This window comes from Pseudomonas sp. BF-RE-25 (genome assembly GCF_019956105.1).
Lineage (GTDB): Bacteria > Pseudomonadota > Gammaproteobacteria > Pseudomonadales > Pseudomonadaceae > Aquipseudomonas > Aquipseudomonas migulae.
Window position 1 is genome coordinate 64,578 of record NZ_JAHBDB010000018.1, and the last position, 18,638, is coordinate 83,215.

Annotated in this window: 16 protein-coding genes; all 16 read right to left on the reverse strand. The window is 60.1% G+C overall.

Annotation, left to right across the window (positions count from 1 at the left end; translation table 11 throughout):
- The 16 genes from nuoM to KGB24_RS10275 all read right to left on the reverse strand — a co-directional run bounded on the left by nuoM (position 1) and on the right by KGB24_RS10275 (position 18,585).
- Entirely contained in the window at positions 1-1,533 is a 1,533-nt protein-coding gene (gene nuoM, locus KGB24_RS10200) for an NADH-quinone oxidoreductase subunit M (RefSeq protein WP_008032746.1), read from the reverse strand.
- Between the two features lie 40 nt (positions 1,534-1,573).
- Positions 1,574-3,427, reverse strand: coding sequence for an NADH-quinone oxidoreductase subunit L (gene nuoL, locus KGB24_RS10205; protein ID WP_008032743.1), 1,854 nt, complete (start codon positions 3,425-3,427; stop codon positions 1,574-1,576).
- Positions 3,424-3,732, reverse strand: coding sequence for an NADH-quinone oxidoreductase subunit NuoK (nuoK, locus tag KGB24_RS10210; protein ID WP_007940879.1), 309 nt, complete (start codon positions 3,730-3,732; stop codon positions 3,424-3,426). The genes nuoL and nuoK overlap by 4 nt, the downstream gene beginning before the upstream one ends.
- Positions 3,733-3,734: 2 nt before the next feature.
- The gene (nuoJ, locus tag KGB24_RS10215) at positions 3,735-4,238 is read right to left on the reverse strand and encodes an NADH-quinone oxidoreductase subunit J (protein ID WP_008032738.1); all 504 of its coding nucleotides are present in this window, start codon (positions 4,236-4,238) and stop codon (positions 3,735-3,737) included.
- Positions 4,239-4,247: 9 nt separating this feature from the next.
- The gene (gene nuoI / locus KGB24_RS10220) at positions 4,248-4,793 is read right to left on the reverse strand and encodes an NADH-quinone oxidoreductase subunit NuoI (protein WP_008032736.1); all 546 of its coding nucleotides are present in this window, start codon (positions 4,791-4,793) and stop codon (positions 4,248-4,250) included.
- A gap of 12 nt (positions 4,794-4,805) precedes the next feature.
- Positions 4,806-5,813, reverse strand: a complete 1,008-nt coding sequence (gene nuoH, locus KGB24_RS10225) for an NADH-quinone oxidoreductase subunit NuoH (protein ID WP_008032732.1) — start codon at positions 5,811-5,813, stop codon at positions 4,806-4,808.
- Positions 5,810-8,524 carry an NADH-quinone oxidoreductase subunit NuoG gene (gene nuoG, locus KGB24_RS10230; RefSeq protein ID WP_223415103.1) on the reverse strand — a complete coding sequence of 905 codons (2,715 nt, stop codon included), beginning with the start codon at positions 8,522-8,524 and terminating at the stop codon, positions 5,810-5,812. Before nuoG ends, nuoH begins: the two co-directional genes overlap by 4 nt.
- 137 nt (positions 8,525-8,661) lie before the next feature.
- Positions 8,662-10,017, reverse strand: a complete 1,356-nt coding sequence (gene nuoF / locus KGB24_RS10235) for an NADH-quinone oxidoreductase subunit NuoF (protein ID WP_223415104.1) — start codon at positions 10,015-10,017, stop codon at positions 8,662-8,664.
- Complete coding sequence (nuoE, locus tag KGB24_RS10240; protein WP_008020715.1) at positions 10,014-10,511, reverse strand: NADH-quinone oxidoreductase subunit NuoE; 498 nt, start codon at positions 10,509-10,511, stop codon at positions 10,014-10,016. Before nuoE ends, nuoF begins: the two co-directional genes overlap by 4 nt.
- Positions 10,512-10,513: 2 nt before the next feature.
- Positions 10,514-12,298: an NADH-quinone oxidoreductase subunit C/D gene (gene nuoC, locus KGB24_RS10245; protein WP_008032726.1), complete on the reverse strand. Its 1,785-nt coding sequence runs from the start codon at positions 12,296-12,298 to the stop codon at positions 10,514-10,516.
- Positions 12,299-12,370: 72 nt separating this feature from the next.
- Positions 12,371-13,045, reverse strand: coding sequence for a NuoB/complex I 20 kDa subunit family protein (locus tag KGB24_RS10250; protein ID WP_008032725.1), 675 nt, complete (start codon positions 13,043-13,045; stop codon positions 12,371-12,373).
- A 10-nt stretch (positions 13,046-13,055) separates the two neighbouring features.
- Positions 13,056-13,469, reverse strand: a complete 414-nt coding sequence (locus KGB24_RS10255) for an NADH-quinone oxidoreductase subunit A (protein WP_003223812.1) — start codon at positions 13,467-13,469, stop codon at positions 13,056-13,058.
- A 644-nt stretch (positions 13,470-14,113) separates the two neighbouring features.
- Positions 14,114-15,439: an isocitrate lyase gene (gene aceA / locus KGB24_RS10260; RefSeq protein ID WP_008032724.1), complete on the reverse strand. Its 1,326-nt coding sequence runs from the start codon at positions 15,437-15,439 to the stop codon at positions 14,114-14,116.
- A gap of 475 nt (positions 15,440-15,914) precedes the next feature.
- Positions 15,915-16,676, reverse strand: a complete 762-nt coding sequence (locus tag KGB24_RS10265) for a secretin N-terminal domain-containing protein (protein ID WP_223415105.1) — start codon at positions 16,674-16,676, stop codon at positions 15,915-15,917.
- Between the two features lie 321 nt (positions 16,677-16,997).
- Entirely contained in the window at positions 16,998-17,423 is a 426-nt protein-coding gene (locus KGB24_RS10270) for a GNAT family N-acetyltransferase (RefSeq protein WP_017339601.1), read from the reverse strand.
- A complete protein-coding gene (locus KGB24_RS10275) occupies positions 17,416-18,585 on the reverse strand; it encodes a cupin domain-containing protein (RefSeq protein ID WP_008032721.1) in 1,170 nt (389 codons plus the stop codon). Before KGB24_RS10275 ends, KGB24_RS10270 begins: the two co-directional genes overlap by 8 nt.
- Between the last annotated feature and the right edge of the window lie 53 nt (positions 18,586-18,638).

Genomic DNA, 18,638 nt, shown 5'->3' on the forward strand with positions numbered 1-18,638 from the left:
TTACCGGGCCGAAGCGAGTTGAGTGAAGGCGGTGCCGAGCCATTGCTGCACGCCATGCATCGTCGCAGCAGAGGTATCGAGGAACGGTTGCGGGTACACGCCGATGTAGATCAGCAGTGCCGCTAGACCGACCACCATGATCAGTTCGCGACCGTCCATGCCATGCAGCACCGCGTCCGATTTGGCCGGACCGAAGTAAGCACGGTGGATCATGATCAGCGAGTAGACCGAACCGAACACCAGGCCCGACGTCGCGATGATGGTGACCAACGGTGCAGCAGGGAAAGTACCGATCAGGATCAGGAACTCACCGACAAAGTTACCGGTGCCCGGCAAGCCCAGCGACGCGGCTGCGAAGAACAGGCTGAGGGCCGGCAGGTAAGCGATCTTCGACCACAGGCCACCCATTTCACGCATGTCGCGGGTGTGGGTGCGCTCGTACAACTGACCGCTCAGGATAAAGAGTGCCGCGGCCGACAGACCGTGCGCCAGCATCTGCATCACCGCGCCCTGCAGCGCCAGTTGGCTGCCGGAGTAAATGCCGATCAGTACGAAGCCCATGTGGGAAACGGACGAGAAGGCAATCAGACGCTTGATGTCGGTTTGTGCGAAGGCCAGGAACGCGCCGTAGAAAATTCCGATCAGACCGAGGGTCATGGCAATCGGCGCAAACTCGGCCGACGCATTCGGGAACAGCGGCAGGGCGAAACGCAGCAGACCGTACGCAGCGGTTTTCAGCAAGATACCGGCCAGGTCGACGGAACCTGCGGTCGGCGCCTGGGCGTGAGCATCAGGCAACCAGGAGTGGAACGGTACGACTGGCAGCTTGACCGCGAAGGCGATGAAGAAACCGAGCATCAGGATGTACTCGGTGGTCAGCGACATCTTGGTTTTCAACAGGTCGGCGTAGTTGAAGGTAATCACGCCGGTGTCGTTGAAGTTGACCAGTACCAGACCCAGGATCGCCACCAACATGATCAGGCCGGAAGCCTGAGTGAAGATGAAGAACTTGGTCGCCGCGTAGATCCGGGTTTTCTTGCCGTCCGAAGAACTGTGACCCCAGAGCGCGATGAGGAAGTACATCGGCACCAGCATCATTTCCCAGAAGAAGAAGAACATGAACAGGTCGAGGGCGAGGAACACGCCGACGACACCGCCCAGGATCCACATCAGGTTCAAGTGGAAGAAGCCAACGTGACGTTGAATCTCTTTCCACGAGCAGAGTACCGACAGCACACCCAGCAGACCGGTCAGCATGATCATCAGCAGCGACAGGCCGTCGAGGGCCAGGTGCACGCTGATGCCGAAGCGCTCGATCCAGATGTGCTTGAACTCAAGCGCCCAGGTCGGGTCGGCGCCAGGCGCCGGGGCAAATGAATAGTCACCGGTGGCCCACAGCCAGAGGCCGAGGGAGAGCAACAGGGACATGGTGATCAGCGCAATCCAGCGGGGGAGGGTGGCGCCGAAGCGCTCACCCATCCAGCACAGCAGGCCGCCGATGAAGGGGATCAGGATTAGCCAAGGCAGAATCATGACGGGCTCAATTCCTTTCGCAAGTTCGCAAGGTTCATATTCAGACCGCTACCAGCACGATGGCGCCGATGACCAGCACGGAGCCGGCTGCCATCGATGCCGCGTACCAACGCAGTTGACCGGTTTCGGTACGGCTCAGGGCGGTGTGACCGCCTTTGGCCATACGCGGGATCAGACCGATGGTCTGGTCGAGCGGGTCTTTGCGCAGTACATGGCTGATCGCCAGGTATGGCTTGACGAACAGTTTGTCGTAGATCCAGTCGAAGCCCCAGGCAGCGAACCACCAGGCCGAAAGGAAGCGGCCGATGCCGCTGTTGGCGATTGCAGTGACGAAACGACGCTTGCCGAGGAACAGCAACGCGGCCAGCAGGATACCGGCCAGGGCGATGGCGCCCGAGGCGATTTCCAGACTGTGCTTGGCTTCGCCGCCGGCATGGCCGACGCTTTCCGGCAGCACACCGTGCAGCGGCGGAACGATCATCGCGCCAATGGCGGTGGACAATACGATCAGCACCGACAGTGGCAGCCAGTGAGCGATGCCGTGACCGGCGTGCGCTTCGGTCTTCACTTCACCGTGGAACGCGATGAAGATCAGGCGGAAGGTGTACAGCGAAGTCATGAACGCACCGACCAGACCTGCGTACAGCAGACCCTGGTTACCGCTGGCAAACGCTTCCCACAGGATTTCGTCCTTGGAGTAGAAGCCTGCGGTCACCAGTGGCAGGGCCGCCAGGGCCGCGCCGCCGACGATGAAGCTGGCGTAGGCCAGTGGCAGTTTCTTCCACAGTCCGCCCATCTTGAAGATGTTCTGCTCGTGGTGGCAGGCAACGATCACAGCACCGGACGCAAGGAACAGCAGCGCCTTGAAGAAGGCGTGGGTCATCAGGTGGAAAATCGCGCCATCCCATGCGCCAACGCCCAGTGCCAGGAACATGTAGCCGATCTGGCTCATGGTCGAGTAGGCGAGGATACGTTTGATGTCGGTCTGAACCAGTGCCGCGAAACCGGCGAGTACCAGGGTCACGCCACCGACGATTCCTACTAGATGCAGGATTTCCGGCGCCAGGGTGAACAGGCCGTGGGTACGGGCGATCAGGTAGACACCGGCGGTCACCATGGTCGCGGCGTGGATCAGTGCCGAAACCGGAGTAGGACCGGCCATCGCATCCGCCAGCCAGGTTTGCAGCGGCAGTTGCGCGGATTTACCGACAGCGCCGCCCAGCAGCATCAGGGTGGCCATGACCATCCAGAAGTCGCCGGCCTGGAATTTCTGCGGTGCCAGCACCAGCAGTTCCTGGACGTTCAGCGTGCCCAGTTGGGCGAACAGGATGAACAGGCCGATGGCCATGAACACGTCGCCGATGCGGGTCACGATAAAGGCTTTGAGTGCCGCGTTACCGTTGTTGCGGTTGCTGTAGTAGAAACCGATCAACAGGTACGAGCACAGGCCCACGCCTTCCCAGCCGAAGTACAGGAACAACAGGTTATCGCCCAGGACCAGGAACAGCATGCTGGCGATAAACAGGTTGGTGTAGGCGAAGAAGCGCGAGTAGCCGGCTTCACCGCGCATGTACCAGGACGCGAACAGGTGGATCAGGAAGCCGACACCAACGACCACACCGAGCATGGTCAGGGACAGACCATCCAGGTACAGCGCGAAGTTCGGCGTGAAGCCTTCCACCGCCATCCACTGCCACAACACCTGGGTGTAGTGACCGCCTTCAGGTGGCGCAACGTTGAACTGCCAGATCACGTAAGCGGTGACGATGGCAGACAGGCCGATGGAACCGACGCCGATCAGCGCCGACAGGTTTTCCGAGAGGCGTCCACGGGAGAACGACAGCAGCAGGAAACCGATGAGAGGGAATACGAAAGTCAGATAGAGAAGATTCATCCGCGCATCTCACTGGCAGCGTCGATATCGAGCGTGTGGAAGCGGCGATACAGTTGCAGCAGGATCGCCAGGCCGATACTGGCCTCGGCGGCTGCCAGGCTGATCACCAGGATGAACATGATCTGTCCATCCGGCTGCGCCCAGCGGCTACCGGCAACGATGAACGCCAAAGCGGAGGCATTCATCATGACCTCCAGGCTCATCAGCACGAAGAGAATGTTGCGGCGGACCATCAGGCCGACCAGACCGAGGCAGAACAGGATGCCGGCGACCGCCAGACCATGCTCCAAAGGGATAGCAGGCATCGTCATTGCTCCTTGGCTTCGTTACGGCCCAAGTGGAACGCCGTCACGGCTGCGGCGAGCAGCAGCATCGAGGCGAGTTCGACCACCAGCAGGTACGGACCGAACAGGCTGATGCCCACGGCCTTGGCGTCTACGGTGGTGTGGCCGACGGCCTGGCCGCTCTGGTGGGAGAACAGCACGTACAGCAGTTCAGCCAGCAGCAGGGCGCCGAGAATCACCGGGCCGAGCCAGATGCCGGGCTTGAGCCAGACGCGCTCTTGCTGAACCGAGGCCGGGCCCAGGTTCAGCATCATCACCACGAACACGAACAGCACCATGATGGCGCCAGCGTAGGCGATCACTTCCAGAACACCGGCAAACGGTGCGCCGAGGGCGAAGAACGTCATGGCCACGGCGATCAGCGAAATGATCAGGTAGAGCAGGGCGTGCACAGGGTTGGTGTGGGTGATCACGCGAAGCGTGGACACCACAGCGATACCCGATGCGAAATAGAAAGCGAATTCCATCTTTCTTCCTTAAGGCAGCAAGCTCTTCACGTTGATCGGTTCGGCTTCATTCTGCGCGGAGCCTTTCGGCTTCCCGGCAATCGCCATACCTGCAACACGATAGAAGTTGTAATCAGGGTTTTTGCCGGGGCCGGAGATCAGCAGATCTTCTTTCTCGTAAACCAGGTCCTGACGTTTGAACTCGGCCATCTCGAAATCCGGTGTCAGCTGGATCGCGGTGGTCGGGCAGGCTTCCTCGCAGAGGCCGCAGAAAATGCAGCGCGAGAAGTTGATGCGGAAGAAGTCCGGGTACCAGCGACCGTCTTCGGTTTCAGCTTTCTGCAGCGAGATGCACCCGACCGGGCACGCCACGGCGCACAGGTTGCAGGCTACACAACGCTCTTCGCCATCAGGGTCGCGGGTCAGGACGATACGGCCACGGTAGCGCGGCGGCAGGTAGACCGGTTCTTCCGGGTACTGCAGCGTGTCGCGCTTGCGGAAGGCGTGGCCGAAAATCATCACCAGGCTGCGAAGCTGGGTGAAGAAGCCATGCACGATGTCAAATATGTACTTCATGATTCTCTATCCTCACTGAGCCGCGACGGCGGGCGTGTTGAGCAACACGATCGCAGCGGTCACCAGCATGTTGACGAGGGTCAGCGGCAGGCAGAACTTCCAGCTGAAGTCCATCACTTGGTCATACCGTGGGCGCGGAATCGAGGCGCGCAACAGGATGAAGATCATGATGAAGAACGCGGTTTTCAGCGCAAACCAGATGAACGGGATCTGCGGCAGAATGTTGAACGGACCGTGCCAGCCACCGAAGAACAAGGTCACCAGCAGCGCCGAAATCAACACGATGCCGATGTACTCGCCGACGAAGAACATGCCCCATTTCATGCCGGCGTATTCAATGTGGTAACCGTCAGCCAGTTCCTGCTCCGCTTCCGGCTGGTCGAACGGGTGACGGTGAGTCACGGCGACGCCGGCGATGAAGAAGGTCAGGAAACCGAAGATCTGCGGAATGATGAACCACAGGTTCTGCGCTTGATATTCAACGATGTCGCGCATGTTGAACGAGCCGACCTGGATCACGATGCCCATCAGCGACAGGCCCATGAACACTTCGTACGACACGGTCTGTGCCGAGGCCCGCAAGCTGCCCAACAGGGCGAACTTGTTGTTACTCGACCAGCCAGCGAACAACACCGCGTAGACCGACAGACCGGCCATGGCGAAGAAGAACAGGATGCCGATGTTGATGTCCGCCACGCCCCAGGTCGGGGTGATCGGGATGATCGCGAAGGCAATCAGCAGGGCGCTCATGGCCACGACCGGTGCCAGGGTGAAGATCATCTTGTCGGCGAACGGCGGGGTCCAGTCTTCCTTGAAGAACATCTTGATCATGTCGGCCGCGATCTGGAACGCGCCGAACGGGCCGACGCGGTTCGGACCGTAACGGTCCTGCCAGAGGGCGAGCAGTCGACGCTCGACCCAGCTCAGCAGCGCGCCGCACACCACCACGGCGAGCAGAATCACGATGGCCTTGAGGACCGCGATGATCACGTCAATCACTTCAGGCGTGAACCAGGTCATTGAGCTGCCTCCTGCAGACCGTCAACGGATTTGCCAAAGATCGCTGGCGGAATGCCCGCGATACCGGCCGGCAATGCGACCAGGCCAGCACCCAGCTCTTCGTTGATGCGCAGCGGCAGACGCAGGGTCTGGCCGGCCACGTTCAAGCTCAGCAGGGCACCGTCATTGACACCCAGGCGATCCGCTTCGGACTTGGCCAAAGCGACGTAGGCGGCCGGGATGCGTTCCTGAACCGGTGCGGCTTTCGAAGAGTTCTCTTCGCTGCCGAGCAGGTGGAAGAACGGCACGACCTGCCAGGTGCCCGGCGCCGGGTTGAAGGCGCGCGGAACAGCCGAGAACCAGTTCAGCGAGTCACCGGTGCTTTCGATCAGGCGGGTGCCCGGGTCGCCAGCGCGGATGTGACCACCGACTTCGTCCTGGAACTTGTTCCAGGCTTGCGGCGAGTTCCAGCCCGGAGACCAGGCGAAAGGCACTTGCTGACGCGGTTCGGCCGAGCCCGAGTAACCTTCCATGGAGAAGGCGAACGCGGTGTCCTTGTCTTGCGGGGTACGCGGTTCGTGCACGTTGATGTCAGCGCGCATGGCGGTACGACCCGAGTAACGCAGCGGTTCGCGGGCAAGCTTCATGCCCTTGATGCGGAACGAGGCGGACGGTGCGGCATCGACGATGCGGTTCAGTTGCGGCGTGCTTGCAGCGACGGCAGCGGTGACGTGGTCCAGTTGGGTCCAGTCGATCGGCTGGTTCAGCAAGGTAGCGCGCAGGGCATGCAGCCAGCGCCAGCCTTCGTGAACCAGGATGCTCGCGTCCATGTACTTCGGATCGAAGACCTGGAAGAAGCGCTGGGCGCGGCCTTCCTGGCTGACCAGCGTACCGTCGCCTTCAGCGAAGCTGGCGGCTGGCAGAACCAGGTGCGCGCGATCGCTGGTGGCGGTTTTCTGGTGGTCGGCAACGATCACCACTTTCGCGGCGGTCAGGGCGGCATCGACACGGGCTTTGTCGGTACGGGTGTACAGATCGTTTTCCAGCACGACGATGGCGTCGGCCTTGCCATCGATCACCGCTTGCAGCGCGGCGTCGACCGATTCACCACCGAGCATGGCCAGGCCGAGGCTGTTGGCCTCTGGCACGATCAGGCTGATGGAACCGTTCTTCTCGCGCAGCTTCAGGGCTTTGGCGATGTTCGCGGCGGCTTCGATCAATGCTTTGGAACCCAGCGAGGTACCGGCAATGATCAGTGGACGCTTGGCGGCGAGCAGGGCGTCGGCAATGCGCTTGGCCAGTTCGAGGGCTTCGGCGTCGAGGCCTTCAACCGCTGGGGCGCTGGCGTCGAGGGCGTGAGCCACGGCGAAACCGATGCGGGCCAGGTCGTCTGGAGCGGCGTGAACGCATTCTTCGGCGATGTCGTCGAGCTTGGTTTCAGCCAGGCTGGCGATGAACAGCGGGTTCAGCTCGTGCTGACCGATGTTCTTCACCGCAGCGTCGAGCCAAGGCTGAACGCGCATGCCGTCGGCCATGTCTTCGGCCTTGCCCTTGACCGATTGACGCAGGGACAGCGCCATACGGGCGGCGGTCTGGGTCAGGTCTTCGCCGAGGACGAAGATGGCGTCGTGGTCTTCGATGTCGCGCATGTTCGGGATCGGCAGCGGGCTGTCTTTCAGCACCTGCATGACCAGACGAATGCGTTCCAGCTCGGCGGCTTCGATACCGGAGTAGAAGTGCTCGGCGCCGACCAATTCGCGCAACGCGAAGTTGCTTTCGAGGCTGGCACGCGGCGAACCGATGCCGACGATGTTGCGACCGCGCAGCAGGTCAGCGGCTTTGTCCAGCGCTTCGTCGAGGCTCAGCTTGGCGCCGTTGGCCAGCAAAGGCTGACGCGGGCGGTCTTCGCGGTTGACGTAGCCATAGCCGAAACGGCCACGGTCGCACAGGAAGTACTGGTTGACCGAACCGTTGAAGCGGTTTTCGATCCGACGCAGTTCGCCGTAACGCTCGCCCGGGGAAATGTTGCAACCGCTGGAGCAGCCATGGCAGATGCTCGGCGAGAACTGCATGTCCCACTTGCGGTTGTAGCGCTCGGAGTGAGTCTTGTCGGTGAACACACCGGTAGGGCAGACCTCGGTGAGGTTGCCAGAGAATTCGCTTTCCAGTACGCCGTCTTCAACGCGACCGAAGTACACGTTGTCGTGGGCGCCGAACACACCAAGGTCGGTGCCGCCAGCGTAATCCTTATAGAAGCGCACGCAGCGGTAGCAAGCGATGCAGCGGTTCATTTCGTGGGAAATGAACGGGCCCAGTTGCTGGTTCTGGTGGGTACGCTTGGTGAAGCGATAACGGCGCTCGTTATGGCCGGTCATCACGGTCATGTCTTGCAGGTGGCAGTGCCCGCCTTCCTCGCAGACCGGGCAGTCGTGCGGGTGGTTGGTCATCAGCCATTCAACAACACTGGCGCGGAAGGCCTTGGACTCTTCATCTTCGATGGAGATCCAGGTGCCGTCGGTGGCAGGGGTCATGCAGGACATGACGATGCGACCGCGGGTGTCGTTCTCGTCGGTGTATTGCTTGACCGCGCACTGGCGGCAAGCGCCAACGCTGCCAAGGGCAGGGTGCCAGCAGAAATAAGGGATATCGAGGCCTAGCGACAGACATGCCTGTAACAGGTTGTCTGCCCCATCGACTTCGAGCTCTTTGCCGTCTACGTGGATAGTGGCCATGGTTCAAAGTTCTTCGTTGGCCCGGTGTCAGCGGGCGTGGCTAATGGAATCTTGTTATTCGCGTGAATCAACACAGCCGTTCAAGGCGTCATCACACGAGAAGGCGAACGGCACGGACCGTTCGCCTTTTTTAAGCGTTAAGCGCCGACTACGATCGGCCTTGCCAGAGGCGGGACGACGGCGCTTGTAGGCGCGATGCCGGCTTCGAACTCATGGCGGAAGTATTTGATTGCGCTGCCCAACGGCTCCACGGCGCCCGGTGCGTGAGCACAGAAGGTCTTGCCTGGGCCGAGGAAGCCGACCAGACCCAGCAGGGTCTCGATGTCTCCTGGCTGGCCTTCGCCGTTCTCGATGGCCATCAGCAGCTTGACGCTCCATGGCAAGCCATCGCGGCAAGGGGTGCAGAAACCACAGGATTCGCGGGCGAAGAACTGCTCCATGTTGCGCAGCAGGGAAACCATGTTGACGCTGTCGTCCACCGCCATGGCCAAGCCGGTACCCATACGGGTGCCCACTTTGGCGATGCCGCCGGCGTACATTTGTGCGTCCAGGTGTTCAGGCAACAGGAAACCGGTACCGGCGCCGCCTGGCTGCCAGGCCTTGAGCTTGTAACCGTCGCGCATGCCGCCGGCGTAGTCTTCGAACAACTCGCGACCGGTGACGCCGAATGGCAATTCCCACAGGCCCGGGTTCTTGACCTTGCCGGAGAAACCCATGAGCTTGGTGCCCATGTCTTCACTGCCTTCGCGCGCCAACGATTTGTACCAGTCCACGCCATCGGCAATGATCGCCGGGACGTTGCACAGGGTTTCAACGTTGTTCACGCAAGTCGGCTTGCCCCACACGCCAACGGCGGCAGGGAAGGGCGGCTTGGAGCGCGGGTTGGCGCGGCGGCCTTCGAGGGAGTTGATCAGTGCGGTTTCTTCACCGCAGATGTAACGCCCGGCGCCGGTGTGGACGAACAGCTCGAAATCGAAGCCGCTGCCCAGGATGTTCTTGCCCAAAAGGCCAGCTGCCTTGGCTTCTTCCACGGCACGGTTGAGGTGCTTGGCGGCGGTGGTGTATTCGCCACGCAGGAAGATGTAGCCACGGTAGGTTTTCAGTGCGCGGGCACTGATCAGCATGCCTTCGATCAGCAGATGGGGCAGTTGCTCCATCAGCATGCGGTCTTTCCAGGTGTTCGGCTCCATTTCATCCGCGTTGCACAGCAGGTAGCGGATGTTGATGGATTCGTCTTTCGGCATCAGGCCCCACTTCACGCCCGTGGGGAAGCCTGCACCGCCGCGACCTTTCAGGCCGGCGTCTTTCACGGTCTGGACGATGTCGTCCTGAGCCATGTCGGCGAAGGCCTTGCGCGCAGCCGCGTAACCGTTCTTGGCCTGGTACTCGTCGAGCCAGACAGCTTCGCCGTCGTCACGCAGACGCCAGGTCAGCGGGTGAGTCTCGGCCGAACGCTTGATGCGGTTGGCAGGACCGAAGGAAGTCAGGGTCATACGTAGCCCTCGAGCAATTTGGCAACGCCGGCAGGCTGCACATCACCGAAAGTGTCGTCGTCGATCATCAACGCCGGCGCCTTGTCGCAGTTGCCGAGGCAGCAGACCGGCAGCAGGGTGAAACGACCGTCGGCGGTGGTCTGGCCTAGGCCGATGCCGAGTTTGCTCTGGATTTCGCTGACTACCGATTCATGGCCGCCGATGTAGCAGACCATGCTGTCGCAGACGCGAATGATGTGGCGACCGACTGGCTGACGGAAGATCTGGCTATAGAAAGTAGCCACGCCTTCAACGTCGCTCGCCGGGATGCCGAGGATCTCGCCGATGGCGTAGAGCGCGCCGTCAGGCACCCAGCCACGTTCCTTCTGGACGATCTTCAGGGCTTCGATCGACGCCGCGCGCGGGTCTTCGTAGTGATGCAGCTCGTGCTCGATGGCCGAGCGCTCGGTTTCACTCAAGGTGAAACGGTCTGTCTGGATAAGCGTGCTGTTCATGCTTAGCGGTCCACGTCGGCCATAACGAAATCGATACTACCCAGGTACGCAATCAAGTCCGCGACCATGCTGCCTTTGATCACCGAAGGGATCTGCTGCAGGTGCGGGAAGCTTGGGGTGCGAATCCGGGTGCGGTAGCTCATGGTGCCGCCATCGCTCGTCAGGTAATAACTGTTGATGCCCTTGGTCGCTTCGATCATCTGGAAGGATTCGTTGGCCGGCATGACCGGGCCCCACGAAACTTGCAGGAAGTGCGTGATCAGGGTCTCGATGTGCTGCAGCGTGCGCTCTTTCGGCGGCGGCGTGGTCAGCGGGTGATCCGCCTTGTACGGGCCTTCCGGCATGTTGCGCATGCACTGGTCGATGATCTTGATGCTCTGGCGCATTTCTTCGACGCGCACGATGCAGCGGTCGTAGGCATCGCCATTGGCGGCCAGCGGCACTTCGAATTCGAAGTTCTCGTAGCCCGAGTATGGACGCGCTTTGCGCAGGTCGAAGTCGCAACCGGTCGAACGCAGGCCTGCACCGGTGACGCCCCATTCGAGGGCCTCTTTGGTGTTGTAGGCAGCGACGCCGATGGTCCGGCCACGCAGGATGCTGTTGTCCAGGGCGGCTTTCTGGTATTCGTCCAGACGCTTTGGCATCCACTCGACGAAGTCTTTCACCAGTTTTTCCCAGCCGCGCGGCAGGTCGTGCGCGACGCCACCGATGCGGTACCAGGCCGGGTGCAGACGGAAACCGGTAATGGCTTCGATCACCGTGTACGCCTTCTGGCGGTCGGTGAAGGTGAAGAACACCGGGGTCATGGCGCCGACGTCCTGGATGTAGGTACCCAGGAACAGCAGGTGGCTGGTGATCCGGAAGAACTCGGCCATCATGATGCGGATGACGTCGACCTTCTCGGGTACCTTGATGCCGGCCAGCTTCTCGACCGAGAGCACGTACGGCAGGTTGTTCATCACGCCGCCGAGGTAGTCGATACGGTCGGTGTACGGGATGAAGCTGTGCCAGGACTGACGCTCGGCCATCTTCTCGGCACCACGGTGGTGGTAGCCGACGTCAGGCACGCAGTCGACGATCTCTTCACCGTCCAGCTGCAGGATGATGCGGAACGCACCGTGCGCGGAAGGGTGGTTGGGACCGAGGTTGAGGAACATGTAGTCCTCGTTCGCACCGGAACGCTTCATGCCCCAGTCTTCAGGCTTGAAGCGCGCGGCTTCTTCCTCAAGCTGTTGCTTGGCCAGGTTCAGGGTGAACGGGTCGAACTCGGTGGCACGGGCCGGGAAGTCCTTGCGCAGCGGGTGACCTTCCCAGGTCGGCGGCATCATGATGCGGGTCAGGTGCGGGTGGCCGGCAAAGTCGATGCCGTACATGTCCCACACTTCACGCTCGTACCAGTTGGCGTTCGGCCAGATCCCGGTGACGGTCGGCACGCTGAGGTCGCTCTCGGACAAGGCGACCTTGATCATCACGTCACTATTACGTTCGATCGACATCAGGTGATAGAACACGGTGAAGTCGGCGCCGCTTGGCAGCCCTTGACGCTTGGTGCGCAGACGCTCGTCCACGCCGTGCAGGTCATAGAGCATGACGTACGGCTTGGGCAGGTTGCGCAGGAAGGTCATCACTTCGACGAGTTTGGCGCGGGCAACCCAAAGCACCGGCATGCCGGTGCGGGTAGGCTGGGCGGTGAACGCCTCGGGGCCAAAACGGTTATTCAGTTCGACGACCACATCCTGGTCGTCTGCCTTGTAAGGCGGGATGTACAGAGCACTGCCTGTAGTCATGGTTATTTATCGCTTTCGGTCAACGTAAAGAATGAAGCCAGTGTCTCGTTCTATATAAGAAGCAGATCTGGATCAGACTTCGTCGGGGCTGCGCAGGTTGGTGACTGCGATTCGCTGTTCGCGGCGCTTGTCCTTCTCGGAAGGCATCTCGGCGCGATACACGCCTTGATCGCCAACGACCCAGGAAAGCGGACGACGCTCCTGTCCTATCGACTCCTGCAAGAGCATCAAGCCTTGCAGAAAAGCTTCAGGACGAGGCGGGCAGCCAGGCACGTAGACGTCCACGGGCAGGAACTTGTCCACCCCTTGAACGACTGAGTAGATGTCGTACATGCCACCGGAGTTGGCGCACGAACCCATGGAGATGACCCATTTAGGTTCGAGCATTTGCTCGTAGAGACGCTGAATGATCGGCGCCATCTTGATGAAGCAGGTACCGGCGATAACCATGAAATCCGCCTGACGCGGCGATGCCCGGATAACCTCGGCGCCAAAGCGCGCGATGTCGTGGGGCGCCGTGAAGGCGGTGGTCATTTCCACGTAGCAGCACGAAAGGCCGAAGTTATACGGCCACAGGGAGTTCTTGCGCCCCCAGTTGATCGTGCCGTTAAGCACGTCTTCGAGCTTGCCCATGAAGATGTTTTTGTGGACTTGATCTTCTAACGGATCGGAAACGGTTTCCCGTTCGCCAATCGGATACTGCTCGTTAGGAGCATCGGGGTCGATCCTGGTGAGATTGTATTGCATTGCCAAAGCCTCATTGTTTCAGCTTCGCTTGCCGCTTACGACGAGCTTCCGGAGCCCAGTCAAGGGCGCCCACTCGGAATAGGTAGACAAGGCCTGCCAACAGAATTGCTATGAAAACGAGAGCTTCGACGAATCCGGTCCAGCCGCTTTCGCGGACGGACACAGACCAGGCAAAGAGAAAAAGGGCTTCGATATCGAAGATCACGAAGAGCATCGCGACCAGATAGAATTTGGCTGAGAGCCGTAAGCGGGCGCCACCTGTAGGTAGCATGCCGGACTCGAACGGTTCGTTTTTGCTGCGGCCCCAGGCTTTTGACCCGAGGAGGCTGGAGACGCCGAGCATGAAGGCGCAAAGGCCGACAACGCCCAGAAGGAAAATGGCAAAGCCCCAGTTGTGGGCCATGAGTCCTGTCGCTTCGGGCATGCTGGTAATCCTTAACAGAGAGCAAAGGTCTCTGAGCTTGAAAAAGAAACAAAGCAGTGACGATATGTCGCAGCAATCAATCCCGCTGATTTTATGGCACAACACCGTGCAAGTAAAATTCCTATAGCGAAATTATTTATAGGAATAAGGACATAGCGCACCTCCAAAGTCCCGCAGCCCATGCGTTGCGGGCATTAGCAGGCTTTTCATCAATTATGTTTTGTAGGGAATGTAACGAACATAGTTTGAGCTAAATGATAATCAATATTGTTTGAGGCGGTTTTCAAACTGTTTAACGGGTAGGTGGGTGGAAAGTTGTCTTATATGCGCGTTACTGCAAGTAGCGGGCGGCACCGTTTTACCCTGTTTTTCTGATCGTGAAACTGCGCTGGATCAAGGATTTTTCCTGAATCACCACCGTCCCCCTGTAGGAGTGAGCCTGCTCGCGATAGCGGTCTGTCAGGTGGCATCTTTGCCGGATGTGCCGGCCTCATCGCGAGCAGGCTCGCTCCTACAAGGGTTTTGCGGTGTTTGTTGGATTGCGCGCAAAAAAAACGCCCCGAACCAGTCGGGGCGTCAGATGTGCGGCGTTGCGGTTAGCTTTTTATTCGGTCCGCAACGGCCGTTCGTTCAGGCGAAGCAGATCAGTGGAACTGTTCTTCTTCAGTCGAACCGGTCAGTGCGGTAACCGACGACGAGCCGCCCTGGATCACGGTGGTCATGTCGTCGAAGTAGCCGGTGCCCACTTCCTGCTGGTGAGCCACGAAGGTGTAACCCTTGGCGGCGTCGGCGAATTCCTGCTCTTGCAGCTTCACGTAGGCAGTCATGTCGTTGCGGGCGTAGTCGTGCGCCAGGTTGAACATGCTGTGCCACATGTTGTGAATGCCGGCCAGGGTGATGAACTGGTGCTTGTAGCCCATGGCGGACAGTTCGCGCTGGAACTTGGCGATGGTCGCGTCGTCCAGGTTTTTCTTCCAGTTGAAGGAAGGCGAGCAGTTGTACGACAGCAGTTGGTCCGGGTATTCCTTCTTGATCGCTTCAGCGAAGCGACGGGCTTCGTCCAGGTCCGGCTTGGCGGTTTCGCACCAGATCAGGTCGGCGTACGGAGCGTAAGCCAGGCCGCGAGCGATTGCCTGGTCCAGGCCAGCGCGCACTTTGTAGAAGCCTTCCTGGGTACGTTCGCCAGTCACGAATGGCTGGTCGTACGGGTCGCAGTCGGAAGTCAGCAGGTCAGCCGCGTTAGCGTCGGTACGTGCCAGGATGATGGTCGGAGTACCGGCAACGTCAGCCGCCAGACGGGCAGCAGTCAGCTTCTGTACGGCTTCCTGGGTAGGAACCAGTACCTTGCCGCCCATGTGGCCGCATTTTTTCACGGAAGCCAGTTGGTCTTCGAAGTGAACGCCGGCGGCGCCTGCTTCGATCATGCTCTTCATCAGCTCGTAAGCGTTCAGTACGCCGCCGAAACCGGCTTCGGCGTCAGCCACGATTGGTGCGAAGTAGTCGATGTAACCTTCGTCGCCCGGGCCCTTGCCGGCTTTCCACTGGATCTGGTCAGCGCGACGGAACGAGTTGTTGATGCGCTTGACCACGGTTGGAACCGAGTCCACCGGGTACAGCGACTGGTCCGGGTACATCGATTCGGCGGAGTTGTTGTCCGCAGCAACCTGCCAGCCCGACAGGTAGATCGCCTGGATGCCGGCTTTGACTTGTTGTACAGCCTGGCCGCCGGTCAGGGCGCCCATGCAGTTGACGAAATCTTTCTCAGGACGGAAGGACGGCTTGGCGCCCTGGGTGACCAGGTTCCAGAGCTTCTCGGCGCCGAGTTTTGCAAAGGTGTGCTCAGGTTGAACCGAGCCACGCAGGCGGACGACGTCAGCAGCGGAGTAAGCGCGTGTCACGCCTTTCCAGCGTGGGTTTTCAGCCCAGTCTTTTTCGAGGGCTGCAATTTGCTGTTCGCGTGTCAGTGCCATGGAGATAAACCTCGTCGCGTCTTTTACGGAAAGTTGTTCTGCGGTGGAAAATTCATGCGCTCGCAGACCAGAAGCTTAGGCGGTCAAGTCGAATTCGGCGGGGTTGGCGACGGGATGAACGATGGGCTCGAGGGGAAGTGAGCAGGTAAGGGCGGACTGGCGAGCGCATTCGGGCGTCGTGGGCCTTTATACGAACTTCAGTGTGATGCCGGGTTACCTAAATACGCTTCCGTCCCTCGGGACAACTTCGTTCCAGTCGGCAACCTCGTCAAACACACCTTGTGGGCGGTACAGACACGAAACGGCTCGCGGGGTAGGTGCGAGCATCGCCTCGAAGGCCCTTGCCAGGGCCCCTGATTAGCGGGAGCGAGGCCATCATGCCTTCGCTTTTTTGGCTCGTCAAACGTTTTGTAGTGCTTTTTTTCGAGCACTACATCTTTGGTCTAATACGACTAATCAGTCAGTTTTTGGTGGTTTAGTCCAAAGTATCGACTTTCACCCGCAGGGTCATGTCATCCCGGCCCTGAGTCGAGTAGCTGCGGGTCATGCCCTGTTTGTCGGCCTGGGTCTGGCGATTCACGCCGGCGAGGGTGATCCATTCGCCGAGGCGGCCGGTGACGGTTGTGTCGGTGCTTTGCACGTTCACTACATCGGGACGTTCCTGGCTCATGCGGTCACGGTTGGTACTGATCGACAGGTGAACGATGTCGCCGGTGACGCTGGCGGTGACATAGAAACCCTGGGTGACGTTGCGGTATTCGGTCTGGCTGCGAGGGTCGCCATACGAATCGATCTGCGTGCTGGTAAGTGGCACGCTCTGACCGACCTGGATCAGCGCCGGTGCGCCTTCGCTGGCCTGGACTTGCTGAACGCCGCCATCACGGCTTTCGGTGCTGCGATTGATGATTCGGGTCTGGCTGGGTTTGGCGCCGTTCACCGAGTAACCCTGATCGCCCTGGAAGTTGTTTTCGTTGGTGTCGACGGTGATCAGCAGGCGCTTGGGCTGAGTGTCGAGTTGGGCGATAAGCGCTTTAAGTTCGTCGATCTTGCGTTGATCGGCATTGACGATCAGCTGGTTGCCGTAGGCGCTGACCTGGCCGTCCTTGCCGATAAAATCCTGCGCCATCGGCAGCATGTCGGCGCTGGTGTGGTAGTTCAACGGCACGATCTCGGTGGCTGCCATGACCGAAAAACTGCAGGTCAGCAGCAGCGTGGTGAGCAGGGTGCGTAGGGACATATCCGTTATCTCCGGCCTTGAAGTTTGTGTGTAGGAGCCAGCTTGCTGGCGATGGTCGTCAACGATGACGCTGGAAGCCTGATACCCCGCGGCGCTCTCACGACCATCGCGAGCAAGCTCGCTCCTACAGGTCTTGAGTTTGCCAGTTTGTCGGCCTGGCGTGGGGCAAGTTGAATCGTAGACAGCAAAACGCCCCGGCATCCGAAAATGGCGGGGCGTTTTGTGGTGTTCTTCGGGGCCTCATCGCGAGCAGGCTCACTCCCACAGGTCTAGCGTAATCCTTGTAGGAGTGAGCCTGCTCGCGATGGGGGCACCTCGGTATCAGGCCGAGTGCCGCACCATGTCCACATGCGGAATCCCGGCTTCCAGGAACTCCTCGCTGACCAGGCTGAAGCCCAGGCGCTCATAGAACGCCGTCGCCTGCACCTGCGCGCTCAGCATCTGCTGCTTCAGCCCGCGCTTCTCGGCTTCGCCGATCACCGCTTGCATCAGCGCATCGCCAACCTTCAAGCCGCGCCAGTCTTTCAGCACCGAAACCCGGCCAACATGCCCATCGGGCAGCAGGCGCGCGGTGCCAATAGGAAAGTCACCTTCAAAGGCCAGAAAATGCACCGCTGTTGCGTCATCTGCATCCCATTCCAGCTCGGGCGGAACGGATTGCTCGGCGATGAACACCGTCTCACGAATGCGCCGGATCTCGGCGTTATCCTTCTGCCAGTCTGCGACACGTACGTGAATTTTATTCATCGGCAAACCCCAGGCTTCCTTGCTTGATCAGTTCGCAAATCAAGCCGCGACCGTCTTCGTCGCTCAGCCATTCGCCGAGGTTGTCGATGTGCAGCGCATCGGCGGCACAGATCAACTTCAGCAGGTCGCGCAGTTTGCCGGGCAAATAACGGCTCTGACCGCTGGCGAACAGCAGCAGGTCGTCATCGACTTCGGACCAGGCCATACGGGCGCTCGGGTTGCGGATCAGTACGGCGCCTTGCTCCAGGCTGGCAAGCAGGTCGTCTTCTTCGATTTCTTCAGGGCCGACCACCAGTTCCGGGTAGCGTGGTTCGGTCATGAACTGGCCGAACCAGGTCAGCAGCAGGCGTTCGTCGCTCATGTGCTCGGCCAGCAGGGCTTTCAGGCGATCGAGGGCGTCGTGCTGGATCTGATGCGGATCAACCGCAGGCAGGGCGTCGGCGTCGGTGTAACGCTCTTCGTCAGTCAGGAACTGGCTGAGGAAGTCGGTGAAGTGGGTCAACACTTCAGCGGCGCTCGGTGCGCGGAAACCTACGGAGTAGGTCAGGCAGTCATCGACGGCCACGCCGCAGTGAGCCAGACGCGGCGGCAGGTAGAGCATGTCGCCCGGTTCCAGAACCCATTCATCAGTGGCTTCGAATTCAGCGAGGATGCGCAGGTCCGCGTGTTGCAGCATCGGGCTTTCGGAGTTGCACATCTGGCCGATTTTCCAGTTGCGCTTGCCGTGGCCTTGCAGCAGGAACACATCGTAGTTGTCGAAGTGCGGACCGACGCTGCCACCCGGCGCAGCGAAGCTGATCATTACGTCGTCGATGCGCCAGCTCGGCAGGAAGCGGAACTGTTCCAGCAGTTCGCTGACTTCCGGCACGAACTGGTCAACCGCTTGTACCAGCAGGGTCCATTCGGTTTCCGGCAGCTTGCTGAATTCGTCTTCGGCGAACGGGCCGCGGCGCAATTCCCAAGGGCGCTCGCCGTGCTCGATGATCAGGCGCGATTCAACTTCTTCTTCCAGCGCCAGGCCGGCCAGTTCGTCGGCGTCGATCGGGCTTTCGAAATCAGGGATCGCCTGACGGATCAGCAGGGGTTTTTTCTGCCAGTAGTCACGCAGGAATTCGCGCGCCGTGATGCCGCCCAGAAGTTGAAGAGGAATGTCAGGATTCATGTGTAACCTATTGAAAAAAAGCACTTTTCAGACGGGAATAAAAACGCCCGGCG